Annotated in this window: 12 protein-coding genes and 1 rRNA gene; 6 read left to right on the forward strand and 7 right to left on the reverse strand. The window is 49.6% G+C overall.

Annotation, left to right across the window (positions count from 1 at the left end; all coding sequences use genetic code 11):
- The first annotated feature begins 335 nt into the window (after window positions 1-335).
- The 3 genes from glnA (at window position 336) to glnG (ending at window position 4,467) form a co-directional block, all read left to right on the forward strand.
- Window positions 336-1,745, forward strand: a complete 1,410-nt coding sequence (gene glnA, locus CWS43_RS25490; RefSeq protein WP_101079951.1) for a glutamate--ammonia ligase — start codon at window positions 336-338, stop codon at window positions 1,743-1,745.
- Between the two features lie 252 nt (window positions 1,746-1,997).
- Window positions 1,998-3,047 carry a nitrogen regulation protein NR(II) gene (glnL, locus tag CWS43_RS25495; RefSeq protein WP_101079952.1) on the forward strand — a complete coding sequence of 350 codons (1,050 nt, stop codon included), beginning with the start codon at window positions 1,998-2,000 and terminating at the stop codon, window positions 3,045-3,047.
- A gap of 7 nt (window positions 3,048-3,054) precedes the next feature.
- On the forward strand, window positions 3,055-4,467 hold the full coding sequence (gene glnG / locus CWS43_RS25500) for a nitrogen regulation protein NR(I) (RefSeq protein WP_101079953.1): 1,413 nt from the start codon (window positions 3,055-3,057) through the stop codon (window positions 4,465-4,467).
- Window positions 4,468-4,527: 60 nt separating this feature from the next.
- On the opposite strand, the gene hemN is transcribed toward glnG, so the two are convergent.
- Window positions 4,528-5,901: an oxygen-independent coproporphyrinogen III oxidase gene (gene hemN, locus CWS43_RS25505; protein ID WP_101079954.1), complete on the reverse strand. Its 1,374-nt coding sequence runs from the start codon at window positions 5,899-5,901 to the stop codon at window positions 4,528-4,530.
- A 188-nt stretch (window positions 5,902-6,089) separates the two neighbouring features.
- Window positions 6,090-6,641, reverse strand: coding sequence for a Der GTPase-activating protein YihI (yihI, locus tag CWS43_RS25515; RefSeq protein WP_101079956.1), 552 nt, complete (start codon window positions 6,639-6,641; stop codon window positions 6,090-6,092).
- A gap of 579 nt (window positions 6,642-7,220) precedes the next feature.
- Here yihI and yihA point away from each other — a divergent pair.
- Window positions 7,221-7,865 carry a ribosome biogenesis GTP-binding protein YihA/YsxC gene (yihA, locus tag CWS43_RS25520; RefSeq protein ID WP_101079957.1) on the forward strand — a complete coding sequence of 215 codons (645 nt, stop codon included), beginning with the start codon at window positions 7,221-7,223 and terminating at the stop codon, window positions 7,863-7,865.
- Between the two features lie 376 nt (window positions 7,866-8,241).
- Here the strand turns inward: yihA and polA are convergent, their stop codons facing one another.
- The 4 genes from polA to CWS43_RS25540 form a co-directional block, all read right to left on the reverse strand.
- Window positions 8,242-11,046 carry a DNA polymerase I gene (gene polA / locus CWS43_RS25525; protein WP_101079958.1) on the reverse strand — a complete coding sequence of 935 codons (2,805 nt, stop codon included), beginning with the start codon at window positions 11,044-11,046 and terminating at the stop codon, window positions 8,242-8,244.
- Between the two features lie 388 nt (window positions 11,047-11,434).
- Complete coding sequence (dsbA, locus tag CWS43_RS25530; RefSeq protein ID WP_101079959.1) at window positions 11,435-12,058, reverse strand: thiol:disulfide interchange protein DsbA; 624 nt, start codon at window positions 12,056-12,058, stop codon at window positions 11,435-11,437.
- 46 nt (window positions 12,059-12,104) lie between these two features.
- Entirely contained in the window at window positions 12,105-13,091 is a 987-nt protein-coding gene (locus CWS43_RS25535) for a serine/threonine protein kinase (RefSeq protein WP_101079960.1), read from the reverse strand.
- 92 nt (window positions 13,092-13,183) lie between these two features.
- The gene (locus CWS43_RS25540) at window positions 13,184-13,453 is read right to left on the reverse strand and encodes a YihD family protein (RefSeq protein WP_101079961.1); all 270 of its coding nucleotides are present in this window, start codon (window positions 13,451-13,453) and stop codon (window positions 13,184-13,186) included.
- 151 nt (window positions 13,454-13,604) lie between these two features.
- Between CWS43_RS25540 and mobA the strand changes: the two genes are divergently transcribed.
- Window positions 13,605-14,198, forward strand: a complete 594-nt coding sequence (gene mobA, locus CWS43_RS25545; protein ID WP_101079962.1) for a molybdenum cofactor guanylyltransferase MobA — start codon at window positions 13,605-13,607, stop codon at window positions 14,196-14,198.
- Entirely contained in the window at window positions 14,195-14,725 is a 531-nt protein-coding gene (gene mobB, locus CWS43_RS25550; protein ID WP_101079963.1) for a molybdopterin-guanine dinucleotide biosynthesis protein MobB, read from the forward strand. Before mobA ends, mobB begins: the two co-directional genes overlap by 4 nt.
- 94 nt (window positions 14,726-14,819) lie before the next feature.
- Here the strand turns inward: mobB and rrf are convergent.
- Window positions 14,820-14,918, reverse strand: a 5S ribosomal RNA gene (gene rrf / locus CWS43_RS25555); the annotation flags it as partial.

The raw sequence follows: 14,918 nt of genomic DNA on the forward strand, positions 1-14,918 counted from the left end.
GGTGCAAAATGACCACTGAACCATTGTGACGCACTAATTTGGTGCCATGCATTTCAATAGAAGCACCATTGTAGTGCAAATATTCCGTTATGGTGCATACTCATTGAGTGCAAAAGCCCTGTAAAATGGCGTTGTTTGCATTTTCTCAAAGTTGGCACAGTTTTCGCTATTAGTTTTTAGGGTAAAAAGTTTTTACAGGGTGAAAAGAGTCTGACCAGACAAATAATAGTGCTGTTTAGGCCACACGCCAGTTCCAGTAAAGCTGTTATTTCCAACTAAAGACCAAAAATGGTTATTCGTTCCACGACGATAATGAGAAATTCGGGAGAACTAGTATGTCCGCTGAACACGTTTTGACGATGCTGAATGAGCATGAAGTGAAATTCGTAGATTTACGTTTCACTGATACCAAAGGCAAAGAACAGCACGTCACTATTCCTGCACATCAGGTTAGCGCTGACTTCTTCGAAGAAGGCAAAATGTTTGATGGCTCTTCAATCGGTGGCTGGAAAGGTATTAACGAATCTGACATGGTTCTGATGCCAGATGCCAGCACTGCTGTTCTTGACCCATTCTACGAAGAAACCACACTGATTATTCGTTGCGACATCCTTGAGCCAACAACGCTGCAAGGTTATGACCGCGACCCACGTTCTACCGCAAAACGTGCAGAAGATTTCCTGCGTTCTTCTGGCATCGCGGACACCGTCCTGTTCGGGCCAGAACCAGAATTCTTCCTGTTTGATGATGTGCGCTTCGGCAGCAGCATCTCCGGTTCACACGTGGCTATCGATGATATCGAAGGCGCATGGAACTCAAGCACCAAATACGAAGGCGGCAACAAAGGCCACCGTCCTGCAGTTAAAGGCGGTTACTTCCCGGTTCCTCCGGTCGACTCCTCCCAGGATCTGCGTTCTACCATGTGTCTGACCATGGAAGAAATGGGTCTGGTTGTTGAAGCTCACCACCACGAAGTAGCGACCGCTGGTCAGAACGAAGTGGCAACCCGCTTCAACACCCTGACCAAGAAAGCTGATGAAATCCAAATCTACAAATACGTGGTTCACAACGTGGCTCACGCATTTGGCAAAACTGCGACCTTCATGCCAAAACCAATGTTTGGCGACAATGGTTCCGGTATGCACTGCCACATGTCCCTGTCTAAGAACGGTAACAACCTGTTCTCTGGTGACAAATACGGCGGCCTGTCTGAAATGGCACTGTTCTACATCGGCGGTATCATCAAACACGCTAAAGCCATCAACGCATACGCTAACCCGACAACAAACTCCTACAAGCGTTTGGTCCCGGGCTACGAAGCACCTGTGATGCTGGCGTATTCTGCACGTAACCGTTCTGCCTCTATCCGTATTCCACACGTATCCAGCCCTAAAGCAATGCGTATCGAAGCACGCTTCCCTGATCCAGCGGCTAACCCATACCTGGCGTTTGCTGCACTGATGATGGCTGGCCTGGACGGCATCATCAACAAGATCCACCCTGGCGATGCGATGGATAAAAACCTGTATGACCTGCCACCGGAAGAAGAAGCAGAAATTCCAAAAGTTGCAGGTTCACTGGAAGAAGCTCTGAACGCTCTGAACGAAGACCGCGAGTTCCTGACCCGTGGCGGCGTGTTCACTGACGACGCTATCGATGCTTACATCGGTCTGCGTAAAGAAGAAATGGACCGTGTGCGTATGACTCCGCACCCTGTTGAGTTCGAACTGTACTACAGCGTTTAATTTCTGATTAAACCCTGAACTCAGCACCAGTCATTGGTCGGTGCTGAGCGTAATACCCGACTGAAGGCCTGGTCGTAACAAAGCCTTCAGCGTCAAAATTAAGTAAGACGATTTTATTTGTTGCCGTGGAAACTTTCAGCCCATCTCCGGATGGGCTTTTTTCTCCACACTCTTTCCTGCTTAACCCCTCTGGCCCGTGATTTCGCCGGGTAGCGAGATAAAATGCACCAATCAGGTGCGGGAGACTGCGGTATGGCAACTGGCAAGCTGCCCGATGCTGGGCAGATCCTGAATTCCTTAATCAACAGCGTTCTGTTGTTGGACGACGATTTGGCGGTGCATTACGCCAACCCGGCCGCTCAGCAGTTACTGGCGCAAAGTTCCCGCAAACTTTTTGGCACCCCTTTGCCAGAACTGGTGGGATATTTTTCGCTCAACATAGAGTTAATGCGTGAAAGTCTGACTGCCGGACAGGGCTTTACAGACAGCGAAGTCACCTTAGTGGTTGATGGCCGCGCGCATGTGCTGTCACTGACCGCGCAGATGCTGCCCGAAGGCTTCATTCTGGTCGAACTGGCGCCGATGGATAACCAGCGACGTCTGAGTCAGGAACAATTGCAGCATGCTCAACAGGTTGCCGCGCGTGATTTGATCCGCGGCCTGGCCCATGAAATCAAGAACCCGCTTGGCGGGCTGCGTGGTGCCGCCCAGTTATTATCCAGAGCACTGCCCGATCCGGCTCTGCTGGAATACACCAAAGTCATTATCGAGCAGGCCGACCGTCTGCGTAATCTGGTTGATCGCCTGCTGGGGCCACAACGCCCGAGTCAGCACGTAACACAAAGCATTCACCAGGTTGCCGAGCGTGTGTGTCAGCTGGTGTCGATGGAAAAACCGGATAACGTTCAGTTGGTCAGAGACTATGACCCGAGCCTGCCGGAACTGGCGCACGATCCGGATCAGATAGAACAAATTTTGTTAAACATCACCCGAAACGCATTACAAGCGCTCGGGGAGGAAGGCGGCACAATTACTTTGCGCACGCGCACCGCTTTCCAGATTACGTTACACGGCGTGCGTTATCGACTGGTAGCCCGTATTGATATTGAAGATGACGGCCCCGGCGTACCGGCGCATTTGCAGGACACCCTTTTTTACCCCATGGTCAGTGGCCGCGAAGGGGGCACAGGTTTGGGCCTGTCCATCGCGCGTAGTTTGATTGATCAGCATTCGGGTAAAGTTGAATTTAACAGTTGGCCAGGACATACCGAATTCTCGGTTTACCTGCCTATTCGCCAGTGAGGTTCTTATGCAACGAGGGATAGTCTGGATCGTCGATGACGATAGCTCCATCCGCTGGGTACTTGAACGCGCGCTCACTGGAGCCGGTTTGACCTGCACCACGTTTGACAGCGGCAATGAGGTGCTTGATGCCATTGCGACTCAAACCCCTGACGTTTTGTTATCAGATATCCGTATGCCCGGCATGGACGGTTTAGCGCTGTTAAAACAGATTAAACAACGCCATCCGATGCTTCCGGTCATCATAATGACAGCACATTCCGATCTGGATGCCGCGGTCAGCGCCTATCAGCAGGGCGCATTTGATTATCTGCCAAAACCGTTCGACATTGACGAAGCCGTGGCGCTGGTCGAGCGCGCCATCAGTCATTATCAGGAACAACAGCAACCGGCGCGAAGCCAGCCGGCCAGCGGCCCGACGGCTGATATTATTGGTGAAGCGCCAGCCATGCAGGATGTATTCCGCATTATTGGCCGGTTATCACGCTCTTCAATCAGCGTGCTGATTAACGGGGAATCCGGGACCGGTAAAGAGCTGGTTGCCCATGCTTTGCACCGCCACAGCCCGCGAGCCAAGGCGCCGTTTATCGCGCTGAATATGGCGGCGATCCCGAAAGACCTGATTGAGTCTGAATTATTCGGCCACGAGAAAGGCGCATTTACCGGGGCGAATACCATCCGCCAGGGCCGTTTTGAGCAGGCCGATAACGGCACGCTGTTCCTCGATGAAATCGGTGATATGCCGCTTGATGTGCAAACCCGCCTGCTGCGCGTGCTGGCTGACGGACAATTCTATCGGGTTGGCGGCTACGCACCGGTAAAAGTGGATGTCCGGATCATTGCGGCCACCCACCAGAATCTGGAGCTGCGGGTTCAGGAAGGCAAATTCCGTGAGGACTTATTCCACCGTCTGAACGTGATCCGCGTCCATCTGCCTCCGCTGCGTGAACGTCGTGAAGATATTCCGCGCCTGGCACGTTATTTCCTGCAAGTTGCGGCAAAAGAGCTGGGTGTGGAAGCCAAAAATCTTCATCCCGAAACTGAAACGGCGCTGACGCGTCTGCCGTGGCAAGGGAACGTGCGCCAGTTGGAAAACACCTGCCGCTGGTTAACCGTCATGGCCGCCGGGCAGGAAGTGCTGATTCAGGATTTACCGAGTGAACTGTTCGAAACGACCGCTCCGGAAACGGGCGGCCAGAGCCTGCCGGACAGCTGGGCAACGCTGCTGGCACAATGGGCCGATCGCGCCCTGCGTTCCGGTCATCAAAACCTGTTGTCAGAAGCACAGCCTGAAATGGAGCGTACGCTGCTGACTACGGCGCTGCGCCATACTCAGGGACACAAACAGGAAGCGGCACGTTTACTGGGCTGGGGGCGAAATACCCTGACGCGTAAACTGAAAGAACTCGGCATGGAATAATGTCATTGCCAGAAAGCAAAACAGCCGCAGATGCGGCTGTTTTTGTTTGTGTGGGGAACGTCAGATAACGCGGGAGAATTGCTGCTGGCGAACCTGACGGCGCAGGTAAATATCAAAACACATGCAGATATTACGGATCAGCAGACGGCCGCGCGGGGTGACCTGAATGTGATTTTCGCTGACGTCCACCAGACCGTCTTTAACCAGCGGTTCCAGCAACGCCAAATCATCGGCAAAGTAATCCGTAAACTGAATTCCGTGGCGTTTTTCGATATCGGCAAAATCCAGTTCGAAATGACAGATCAGCGCTTTGATTACGTCGCGACGCAGGCAATCATCATCGGTCATTTCCAGACCCCGCCACAGCGCATTCCCTTCAGCCTCCACGCGGGCATAGTAGGTTTTCAGGTCTTTTTCATTCTGCGCGTAGGTATCGCCCAGCATGCTGATCGCCGAAACGCCCATGCCTAACAAATCGCTGTCGCCCTGCGTGGTATAGCCCTGGAAATTGCGATGCAATTTGCCTTCGCGCTGCGCCACGGCCAGTTCGTCATCCGGGCGGGCAAAGTGATCCATGCCAATAAAGCGGTATCCGGAATCTGTCAGCGAAGCGATGGTTTCCTGCAAGATCTTCAGTTTTTCTTCGGCGCCGGGTAAATCGGCATCTTTGATTTTGCGCTGAGCGGCGAACAATTTCGGCATATGCGCGTAGTTGAAAACGCTCAGACGATCGGGGCTCAGCTGTGCCACGCGTTTCAGCGTATACGCAAAACTCTCTGCGGTTTGTTTCGGCAGGCCGTAGATGAGATCGATATTGGTGGAGTTGAAACCCAGCGCACGCGCCCGTTCAATCAGCGCAAAAATGAAATCTTCGTCCTGCTCGCGGTTTACCAGGCGTTGCACTTCTTTATTGAAATCCTGAACCCCCATACTCAGGCGATTAAAACCTTCACTGCGCAGATGATCGAGAACATCCAGCTCTATTTCACGCGGATCTACTTCCAGCGACATCTCGGCATCAGGCAGGATATCGAAATGTGCCCGCAGAAGGCTCATCAGGCGGCTTATCTGCGCTGTATTCAGGTAAGTCGGTGTACCACCGCCCCAGTGCAGCTGACTGACCTGACGGCCTTTAAAGAGCGGCGCACGGTGGCTGATCTCTTTCTCAAGGGCATTAAGGTATTCTTCGGCTTTATGCTGCTGGCGGGTCACCAGTTTATTGCAACCGCAGAAATAGCAGAGCTTATGGCAGAAAGGAATGTGCACATACAGCGAAAGGGAACGCTCAGGATAACGCACAGCCGCTTTTTTAAAGGCCGCATCATCGTAGCTTTCGCTGAATTCGAGTGCTGTTGGATAGGATGTGTATCGCGGACCTGAATAGTTGTACTTCTGGATCAGCGCTAAATCCCAGACGGTTGTCTGTTCTGACATGGGGTGACTTACTCCTTCCGGCGTCGGATGCTGCCGGTTCGCCTTACAGGCAGGCTTTGGGCCTGCCGTGCAAAGGTCGCTCTGCGCAAACGTGCTTTGGTTTTCGATAACCGCCGTAGTTTACCGAATAACCAAAGCAGATAACATGCAAAGAGTAAGGCTATTGCCGGGATGACCCAGCGCATGGCTTAGAAACCGTCTTTTGGGTTTCCGCGCTTGAGCAACTGCATCATGTCTTCGTTCTTCTCTTCTTCTTCGTCATCTTCGTCGTCGCCGAGTTCAATGCCGAGGATTTCCATCAGAACGTCAATGCGATCCAGCGTCTGATCGACATAAGCCTGATCTTCTGCGCTCAGTGCTTTGCCGTCATCGATAAGATCCAGCAGTGAATCCAGACGCTCATCATTTTCCAGCAACGTCAGTTCTTCTTCCGGCGTCATTTTTGGTTTTGCATCTTGCTTCGGCTGCGCGGCTTTTTTAGCTTTCGCCGCATTGTTTGTCACTGTCTCAACGATTAATGGCACCGCTTTTTTGCTGCCGATACGCGGATCAGTTTTCTTAGCGCCAGAGCCGCTTTGGTTCTGAGCCGCCTCCGGATTAGCGCGTGAGCCTGCTTTATGGCCACGACGCTTGTTATCACGCTTGCGTTCGCGCGCTTCGATATCAAGCTCTACACGACTTTTCTTCTTCGTTTTAGCTGTCGCGGTATTGGCGCGTGGTGCTTTCGCTGGCTGTTTCATGGCATCTGCTCTTAGGTGTGTACATTTAGTATAGATTTGCGGCGGAATCTAGCAGAAAGCGAACAAAGAAAAAAGGCAGCAAGGTAACCTTGCTGCCTTTTTCTTTCCTTCATTAGAAGGATGTTCATCAAACACTTTCCCTGTATAGCGTCAACGTCCCGGTTTTTCCTTTGCCTTTCAGAGCCTCCGGCCCCGTTCATCCTTAAATCGCAAAGCATTTCCCGTGATCCGTGAATGCAGAATTCGTCCGTGCTTCCCTACTTGCTTTCATCGCGTAAGAATTACTTTACCCGACTGGCGCAAAGGCTCAAGATACTCATCTGCCGCTGGTGATATTTTAAAAGTACTAATTTTTTATCTTGTTGATAATGATATAAATTAAAAATCTCGGCGATAAAACAAGCGAAATAACCCGCATCATGAATAGCAAATGTCTTACATCATGAAGGCAATTTCCCCCGCCTTCATCTCTGTGGTCCCTTCGCCTCATCATTCGGATTTCAAAAACACGAACACATCTCGGCTCTGTTGCAGTTATAATCGCCAGCCAGATACTCACGCCTCACGGAGACGCACGTTTTGACCAGCCAAACTTACAACTATCATATGACCCATTTCGTCATGAGCGCCCCGGATATCCGGCACCTGCCAGCTGACGAAGGCATTGAAGTCGCATTTGCTGGTCGCTCAAACGCCGGCAAATCCAGTGCGCTGAATACGCTGACGCAGCAAAAAAGCCTCGCTCGTACCAGTAAAACGCCGGGACGAACTCAGTTGATCAACCTGTTCGAAGTCAAACCGGGCATCCGCCTGGTCGACTTGCCGGGTTATGGTTACGCGGAAGTACCGGAAGAAATGAAGCGCAAATGGCAGCGCGCGCTAGGCGAATACCTGCAAATGCGTAACTCGCTGAAAGGTCTTGTTGTGCTGATGGATATCCGTCATCCGCTTAAAGATCTCGATCAGCAGATGATTCAGTGGGCAGTAGATGTTGGTACACCGGTGATGTTGCTACTGACTAAGGCCGACAAACTGGCTTCCGGTGCACGTCAGGCGCAGGTCAAGATGGTCCGTGAAGCGGTAAAAGAATTCATGGGAGATATTCAGGTTGAAGCGTTCTCTTCACCGAAGAAAATGGGCGTGGATAAACTGAGTGACAAGCTGAACAACTGGTTCAGTGAGATCCCACCGGAAGTGCTGGAAGAAGAACTGTCCGGCGAATAACGTTACCGGCCATTTTAAATGATATGTGTAAGTAAAGAACATCATCAGGGTGGCCAACAGGTCGCCCTTTTTTATGGCCACCGTTAGAGGGAAAACCTTCGCAGCACCATGAAAAGCACAATAAAAAACGCCCCAGACATAAATGCCTGGGGCGGCTAAAATATTCAGCCAAATCCGATTACGTGAAGTAAAAGGTCTGAAAGATAGAACATCTTACCTCTGTACCCTACGAGAGAAACTTTACCCTATTTCCTGACGGGGAAAAAGAACTTTTTGTAGTTTACTTACACAAAAATCGCGGTTTATGCGATCATCCTCATGGTCTGAGTGCATAATCCTGTAGCTTAATTACAAAAAAAGCTTAATAACTATTCACTTAGTGAGCCTGATCCCAGTTATCACCAGTGCCAACATCCACTTTCAGCGGAACGGCCAGCGTCATGCTTGCTTCCATCAGATTGCGAATTTTCTCACTTGCTGCCGGAACATCATCTTTATGCACCTCGAACACCAGTTCATCGTGTACCTGCATAATAATGCGGGCACGCGGAGCATCCGGTTGTTTGAGCCAGTCGGCAACGCTGATCATGGCACGTTTGATAATGTCCGCGGCCGTTCCCTGCATCGGGGCATTGATTGCGGCACGTTCAGCACCTTTGCGACGCATCGCATTGCTGGATTTGATATCCGGCAGATACAGACGGCGGCCATCGAGTGTTTCAACGTAACCCTGCTCAGAAGCCTGAGTTCGGGTACGCTCCATATATTCCAGAACACCCGGATAGCGTTCGAAATACAAATCCATATAACGCTGGGACTCTTTACGCGGGATGTTCAGCTGGCGGGATAAACCAAACGCACTCATACCGTAAATCAGACCAAAGTTAATCGCCTTAGCGCTGCGACGCTGTTCGCCGGTGACATTCTCCAGCGGCGTACCAAATACTTCAGCAGCGGTCGCACGGTGAATATCTTTACCCTCAGCAAACGCAGTCAGCAAGCCTTCATCTTTCGATAAATGTGCCATGATACGCAGTTCAATTTGCGAGTAGTCGGCAGCCAGAATGATGTAATCTTTTGGCGCAATAAAAGCCTGACGAATACGACGTCCTTCATCATTACGCACAGGAATGTTTTGCAGGTTTGGATCGCTGGATGACAGACGACCGGTAGCAGTTACCGCCTGGTGGTAAGAGGTATGAACCCGGCCAGACTGCGGGTTGATCATCAGAGGCAACTTATCGGTATACGTTGACTTCAGCTTTGCCAGGCCACGATATTCCAGAATCACTTTTGGCAACGGATAATCCAGAGCCAGCTCAGCCAGAACTTCTTCATTCGTTGATGGAGCACCGCCAGGCGTTTTCTTCAGAATCGGCAATTTCTGTTTTTCATACAAAATGGCCTGAAGCTGCTTGGTCGAAGAAAGATTGAAAGGTTCTTCTGCCAGCCCGTGCGCTTTGTTTTCCAGCTCGTTCAGGCGGATTGCCAGCTCTTTGGAATGAGCGGCCAAAATATTCTGATCAATCAAAACACCGGTACGCTCAATATGAGACAGAACGGGCACCAGAGGCATTTCAATTTCAGTGAAGACTTTCTTCAGTAATTCGCTTTCCTGAATACGTGGCCAAAGCGCCTGATGCAGTTGCAACGTGACGTCGGCGTCTTCCGCGGCATACGGTGCAGCCTGTTCCAAAGCGATCTGGTTGAAAGTCAGCTGATTTTTGCCTTTCCCGGCGATTTCTTCGAAACCTACAGTTTTATGACCGAGGTAGCGATCTGCAAGGCTGTCCATATCATGACGGCCAGATACGCTGTCGAGAACATAGGATTCAAGCATCGTGTCGTAGGCGATGCCTTTCATTTCGATGTCATAGCGCAATAAGATGCCGCGATCGAATTTCAGGTTCTGCCCGACTTTCAGCTGCTTTTCATCTTCCAGCAACGGTTTAAGTTGCTTAAGCACTTCATCGCGATCAAGTTGTACCGGCGCGTCCAGATAATCATGAGCAACGGGCAGATAAGCGGCTTTGCCTGCTTCTGTCGCGAAAGACAGACCAATTAGGTTGGCCGTCAGCGTATCCAGACCATCGGTTTCTGTATCGAAAGCGAAAACGTCAGAAGCTTTCAGATAGCCAATCCAGTCATCCAAAGTGGCCTGATCCAGAATCGTGACATAACCCTCCTGAGAAAGCTGATTACGCTCAGGAGATTCTGCTGAGGCCACTTCGGTTACCTCAGCACTCTTTTTCGATGTAGCAGAAACCTTAACAGCCGGTTTCTTACCGCTCAGCCAGGTACCAGCTTCAACATCAGCCAGCCAGCGTTTAAATTCATAACGGCCAAAGAGCTGATGAAGCTCATCAGCATCGGGTTCTGAAACGGTCAGTTCTGCACAGGTTAAGTCGAGCTTAACGTCTGTTTTAATCGTCGCCAGCTGATATGACAGATAAGCGACGTCTTTATTGTCAGCAAGCTTAGCAGCCATGGTTTTCGAACCACGGAAACTTAATGTCGATACTTTATCAAGGTCTGCATATAGAGCATCAAGGCCGCCAATCCCCTGCAACAGAGCTTGCGCTGTTTTCTCTCCAACGCCCGGCACACCCGGAATGTTATCCGAAGAATCGCCCATCAGAGCCAGGAAATCGATAATCAGTTCAGGCGGTACACCATATTTCTCAACGACTTCTTCAGGCCCGAGAATCGCATTATTCATGGTGTTAATCAGCGTCACGCCCGGTGTCACCAGTTGTGCCATATCTTTATCACCGGTACTGATAAGAACAGCATGACCTGCCTTTTCCGCTTCCAGTGCCAGAGTACCGATCACATCGTCAGCTTCTACGCCGGAAACCACCAGCAGCGGCAAGCCCATGGCTTTAACCATCTGGTGCAAAGGTTCTATCTGCGAGCGCAGATCATCAGGCATCGGAGGACGATGGGATTTGTACTGTTCAAAAAGTTCGTCACGGAAGGTTTTGCCTTTCGCGTCGAAAACCACAGCGACATGGCTTGGTGTGTATTGCAGCAATAAACTGCGCAACATGTTAAGCACACCGTACATCGCGCCTGTCGGTTCACCCGCAGAGTTCGTCAGCGGCGGGAACGCATGATAAGCGCGATAGAGGTAAGACGAACCGTCCACCAGGATTAAGGGGTTTTCTGCTATCTGGGCCATAACTCTTCTTTATTCGTGATCAGACATGCTCTAAGGATGCCATAGCCAGCCGGAAAGACGAACCTCGCGAGGAAAAATCATTGCGAACTTGCGAGGGATCTCGAAGGATCTTCCTGTGGATAAGTTTGTGAATAGTTTCCAAAGGGGATTATTATCTGAATTGTACCGGAAAATATTACAGAATTTTAACTACTGGTTTCATCAGGTTATAGAAATTGGGCGGGGGATTATCGTGTAATAGAAACTTAATAGCTTTTGTGGATAGTTATATTTATTAAAAATAATCCCCGGCAGAAAACATTTATATTTTCGTCCGTAATCATTTCTGATTTTTAATTTTATGAAAATACAACGCCAGCCCTGGGGCTGGCGTTGGGATCAAAACGTCTTATTTTTTGGTCGATAAGAAGTTAATCACATCAGAATATTGTTTGACGTAACTGTCCATTGAACTGGTATCAAGTCCGTCATTTTTAACCATATATTTGCCGTTCACAAATACAGAAGGTACGCCTTGCAGACCCAGATCGGCAGCGGCTTTTTCCTGTTGAACAACCAATGATTTCACTACAAAGCTGTTAAGCGCAGCATCGTAGTCTTCACCTTTCACACCGGCCTGAATAAAGACCTTACGGATATCATCAGCATTCTGAACAGACTGTTGTTTCTGGACGGCATCAAACATCAGCGGGCTGACTTTATCCTCAACACCCAGAGCAATAGCAACAGCCCATGCCTGAGTTAATTGTTTACCCAAAGGCCCCAGGAATTCCACGTGGTATTTGGTATATTTCACATCTTTTGGCAGGTTCTTACGGATGCTGTCTGATACATGCCAGACTTGTTCGAACTGATAGCAGTGCGGGCAATAAAATGAGAAGAACTCGAGTACCTGTGGTTCATTAGCAACGGTTTTATCTAAAGTAACGTACTGTGCACCATCAGAAAACTGTGCTGCAGATACACTGAAGGCCATAACCATACCAACCAGTGCCAGGAATATCTTTTTCATATAAAGCCTATCTCCATTTAATTAAACTTCGAACATTAATCGTGACTCAGTACATTGGCATCAGCTGTAAAGGAGGTGCCTGTAATTTCTTAATTTGCTCGGTGAAAGCGGCTATCTGGCCACGCCAAAAATCTTCGTCCTGCATCCACGGGAAGCTTTTGGGAAACGCCGGATCACCCCAGCGCTTCGCGACCCAGGCCAGATAATAGACCATGCGCATAGCACGCAGCGGCTCAATTAACGTCAACTCGCTGGAATCAAAATCGGTGAATTCCTCATAAGCTTCCAGCAAGATATCTAACTGAATTCGTTGTTCACTTTGCTCGCCATGCAACAACATCCACAGATCCTGAACAGCAGGGCCGGTGCGGGCATCATCCATATCGACAAACAGCGGGCCATCACGCCAGAGAATATTTCCCGGATGGCAATCACCGTGTAAACGTAACGGCCGCCAGTCCGTATGCCAGAATTCCTGCGTCGTGCGGATCAGGTTATCAGTCGCGGATAAGAAAGGTTCGCGCAGGCTGGCGGGTATCAGGGAACATTGCGCGAGAACTTCGCGCGGCTGCGTCAGATACTCATCCAATCCTATCGTCGGACGAACTTTGAACGGGCTCTGACTACCAACCTGATGAATGCGACCGAGAAAACGGCCCACCCATTCCAGCTGGTCCAGATTATCGATTTCATACTGACGACCGCCCACGCTGGGAAACACTGTGAACAGGTAACCCTGATGGCGATGGAGGGTATCTTTATTGATTGAAAGCGGAGCGACAGCCGGTATTTCAGCATCAGCCATATCAAGCGAGAAACGGTGCTCTTCGTAAATTTGCTCTTCGCTCCAGCGTTCGGGGCGGTAGAATTTCACGACGTAACGTTTCCGGTCTTCACCAAGAAATTGGTAAACCCGGTTCTCATAGCTGTTCAATGCAGTGAGGCCGGACTCAGCAATAAGACCGACACTCTCTAAAGCATCAAGGATAAGATCCGGCGACAATGCCTGAAAGTTAAATGCTGAACTGTTCATGACTTCATTCGGTTTGGCCGCACAGAAAAATGACAATGGGAAATAGTATCATCTATTTTTAGCGGCACGCATGAAGTTCACATAAGTTTACATCAATCTTTAATCACGCCACGGGCACGTAAAAGAGCCGTTTTAAAGTCATCCTCATAGTCTTTCTTAAGCCCCGGGATTTCAGCTGTGCTGTCAGTACCACGCATTTTAAGGTGATAAATCAAGGTGTCATCGCTTAGTTCACCCAGTGGCCCCTGATAACCACATTCCGTTGCCAGTTTCTGAATAAACTCCATCAGGTTCAGATCACAGTCTTCTTTCCATGCCGGATGCAGTAATTCAATCAACTCGTTTACGCGATGCTCTTTCATGTTATTTCTCTCTATTAGCTTACAGACCCTAAAAATAACAGGGTTATTTCTTTTGGGGAAGAGCCGGCTTGCGGCGTAAAAGTTAAATCTGCCCGCCCTCATCGTAAGACGTTACAATCATCAGAATACAAATTTCCTGGCAGGAAAAATTATGAACCGCAGTGACATTACTGGCGTTATTTTGGCAGGTGGCCGCTCAACGAGGATGGGCGAAGACAAAGGGCTGGTAGAAGTAAACGGACGGCCTTTATTTGAACACGTCGCCGAGAAGTTACGACCGGATGTCAGTGAAATCCTGATCAGCTGTAACCGAAATAGTGAACGTTACGGAAGAAATTTTCAGACTGTCCCAGATCTGATACCCGACTTTTCAGGCCCGCTGGCGGGCATGCTTGCCGCATTATCAGCGAGTAAAACCGAATGGGTTTTATTTATCCCCTGCGATGTTCCTGCTTTCCCCGACAATCTTGCTGAAGCATTACAGGCCGAAGCTGGCGAGGGCGGGCAACAAGCCGTTTATGCCCGTGATCCTGAAAGAGTCCATCCGACACTTTGCCTGCTTAATCGAAAAGTTATGCCAGCGCTTGAATCTTATCTGGGAAATGGTGACAAAAAATTAATGATTTTCTTCGAAAAAATCGGCGCTAAAACAGTTTTGTTCCAGGAACCTTTAGCCTTCTCAAACCTTAATACACCTGAAGATGTTGAGTTTTGGAAGGCCCGTCAGCGGGATATTAAACGATGAAAAGTACGCAGATCCCTTTACTTGGTATCATCGCATACAGCGGAACAGGTAAAACGACGTTACTGAAACAACTCATTCCATATTTACGTTCGCACGGTATCCGGACCGGCCTGATAAAGCATACACACCATGATGTTGATGTCGATACTCCGGGAAAGGATAGCTTCGAGTTACGTAAAGCCGGTGCTGATCAGACGATGGTTGCAAGCAGTAACAGATGGGCGCTTATGACCGAAACACCTCTGCAAAATCAGCCTGATCTTACATATCTGGCCAGCCGTTTTGACTGCCATAGTCTGGATGTGATTTTAGTGGAGGGTTTTAAGCATGAAGAAATTGAGAAGATTGTTCTCCACAGAGAAAAAACAGGAAGGGCTCTGGATAAATTAATCGACGATCATGTGATTGCTGTTGCTACAGATCTCTCTTCCGCACCTATTTTTAACGGTGTCACGGTTTTAGATCTGAATAACGTTGGTGAAATTGGTGAGTTTATCGTCGAATGGTTGGGAAAGAAGAAGGAATAGGCACGACAGCAACCTTCCGACACCTTCAATATTTCCCAAATTTCCCATAGCAAAAAGCCCTGTACGTCAGTACAGGGCTTTCCACTTATTTGATGCCTGGCAGTTCCCTACTCTCGCATGGGGAGACCCCACACTACCATCGGCGCTACGGCGTTTCACTTCTGAGTTCGGCATGGGGTCAGGTGGGACCACC

The sequence above is a fragment of the Rahnella sp. AA genome, from assembly GCF_002834385.1.
Classification (GTDB): Bacteria; Pseudomonadota; Gammaproteobacteria; order Enterobacterales; family Enterobacteriaceae; genus Rahnella.

Coding starts and splice junctions, on each gene's coding strand:
- yihI (WP_101079956.1), bottom strand. CDS start 6,641: ATGAAACAGCCAGCGAAAGCACCACGCGCCAATACCGCGACAGCTAAA.
- glnG (WP_101079953.1), top strand. CDS start 3,055: ATGCAACGAGGGATAGTCTGGATCGTCGATGACGATAGCTCCATCCGC.
- dsbA (WP_101079959.1), bottom strand. CDS start 12,058: ATGAAAAAGATATTCCTGGCACTGGTTGGTATGGTTATGGCCTTCAGT.
- polA (WP_101079958.1), bottom strand. CDS start 11,046: ATGGCCCAGATAGCAGAAAACCCCTTAATCCTGGTGGACGGTTCGTCT.
- mobA (WP_101079962.1), top strand. CDS start 13,605: ATGAACCGCAGTGACATTACTGGCGTTATTTTGGCAGGTGGCCGCTCA.
- hemN (WP_101079954.1), bottom strand. CDS start 5,901: ATGTCAGAACAGACAACCGTCTGGGATTTAGCGCTGATCCAGAAGTAC.
- CWS43_RS25535 (WP_101079960.1), bottom strand. CDS start 13,091: ATGAACAGTTCAGCATTTAACTTTCAGGCATTGTCGCCGGATCTTATC.
- glnA (WP_101079951.1), top strand. CDS start 336: ATGTCCGCTGAACACGTTTTGACGATGCTGAATGAGCATGAAGTGAAA.
- mobB (WP_101079963.1), top strand. CDS start 14,195: ATGAAAAGTACGCAGATCCCTTTACTTGGTATCATCGCATACAGCGGA.
- CWS43_RS25540 (WP_101079961.1), bottom strand. CDS start 13,453: ATGAAAGAGCATCGCGTAAACGAGTTGATTGAATTACTGCATCCGGCA.
- glnL (WP_101079952.1), top strand. CDS start 1,998: ATGGCAACTGGCAAGCTGCCCGATGCTGGGCAGATCCTGAATTCCTTA.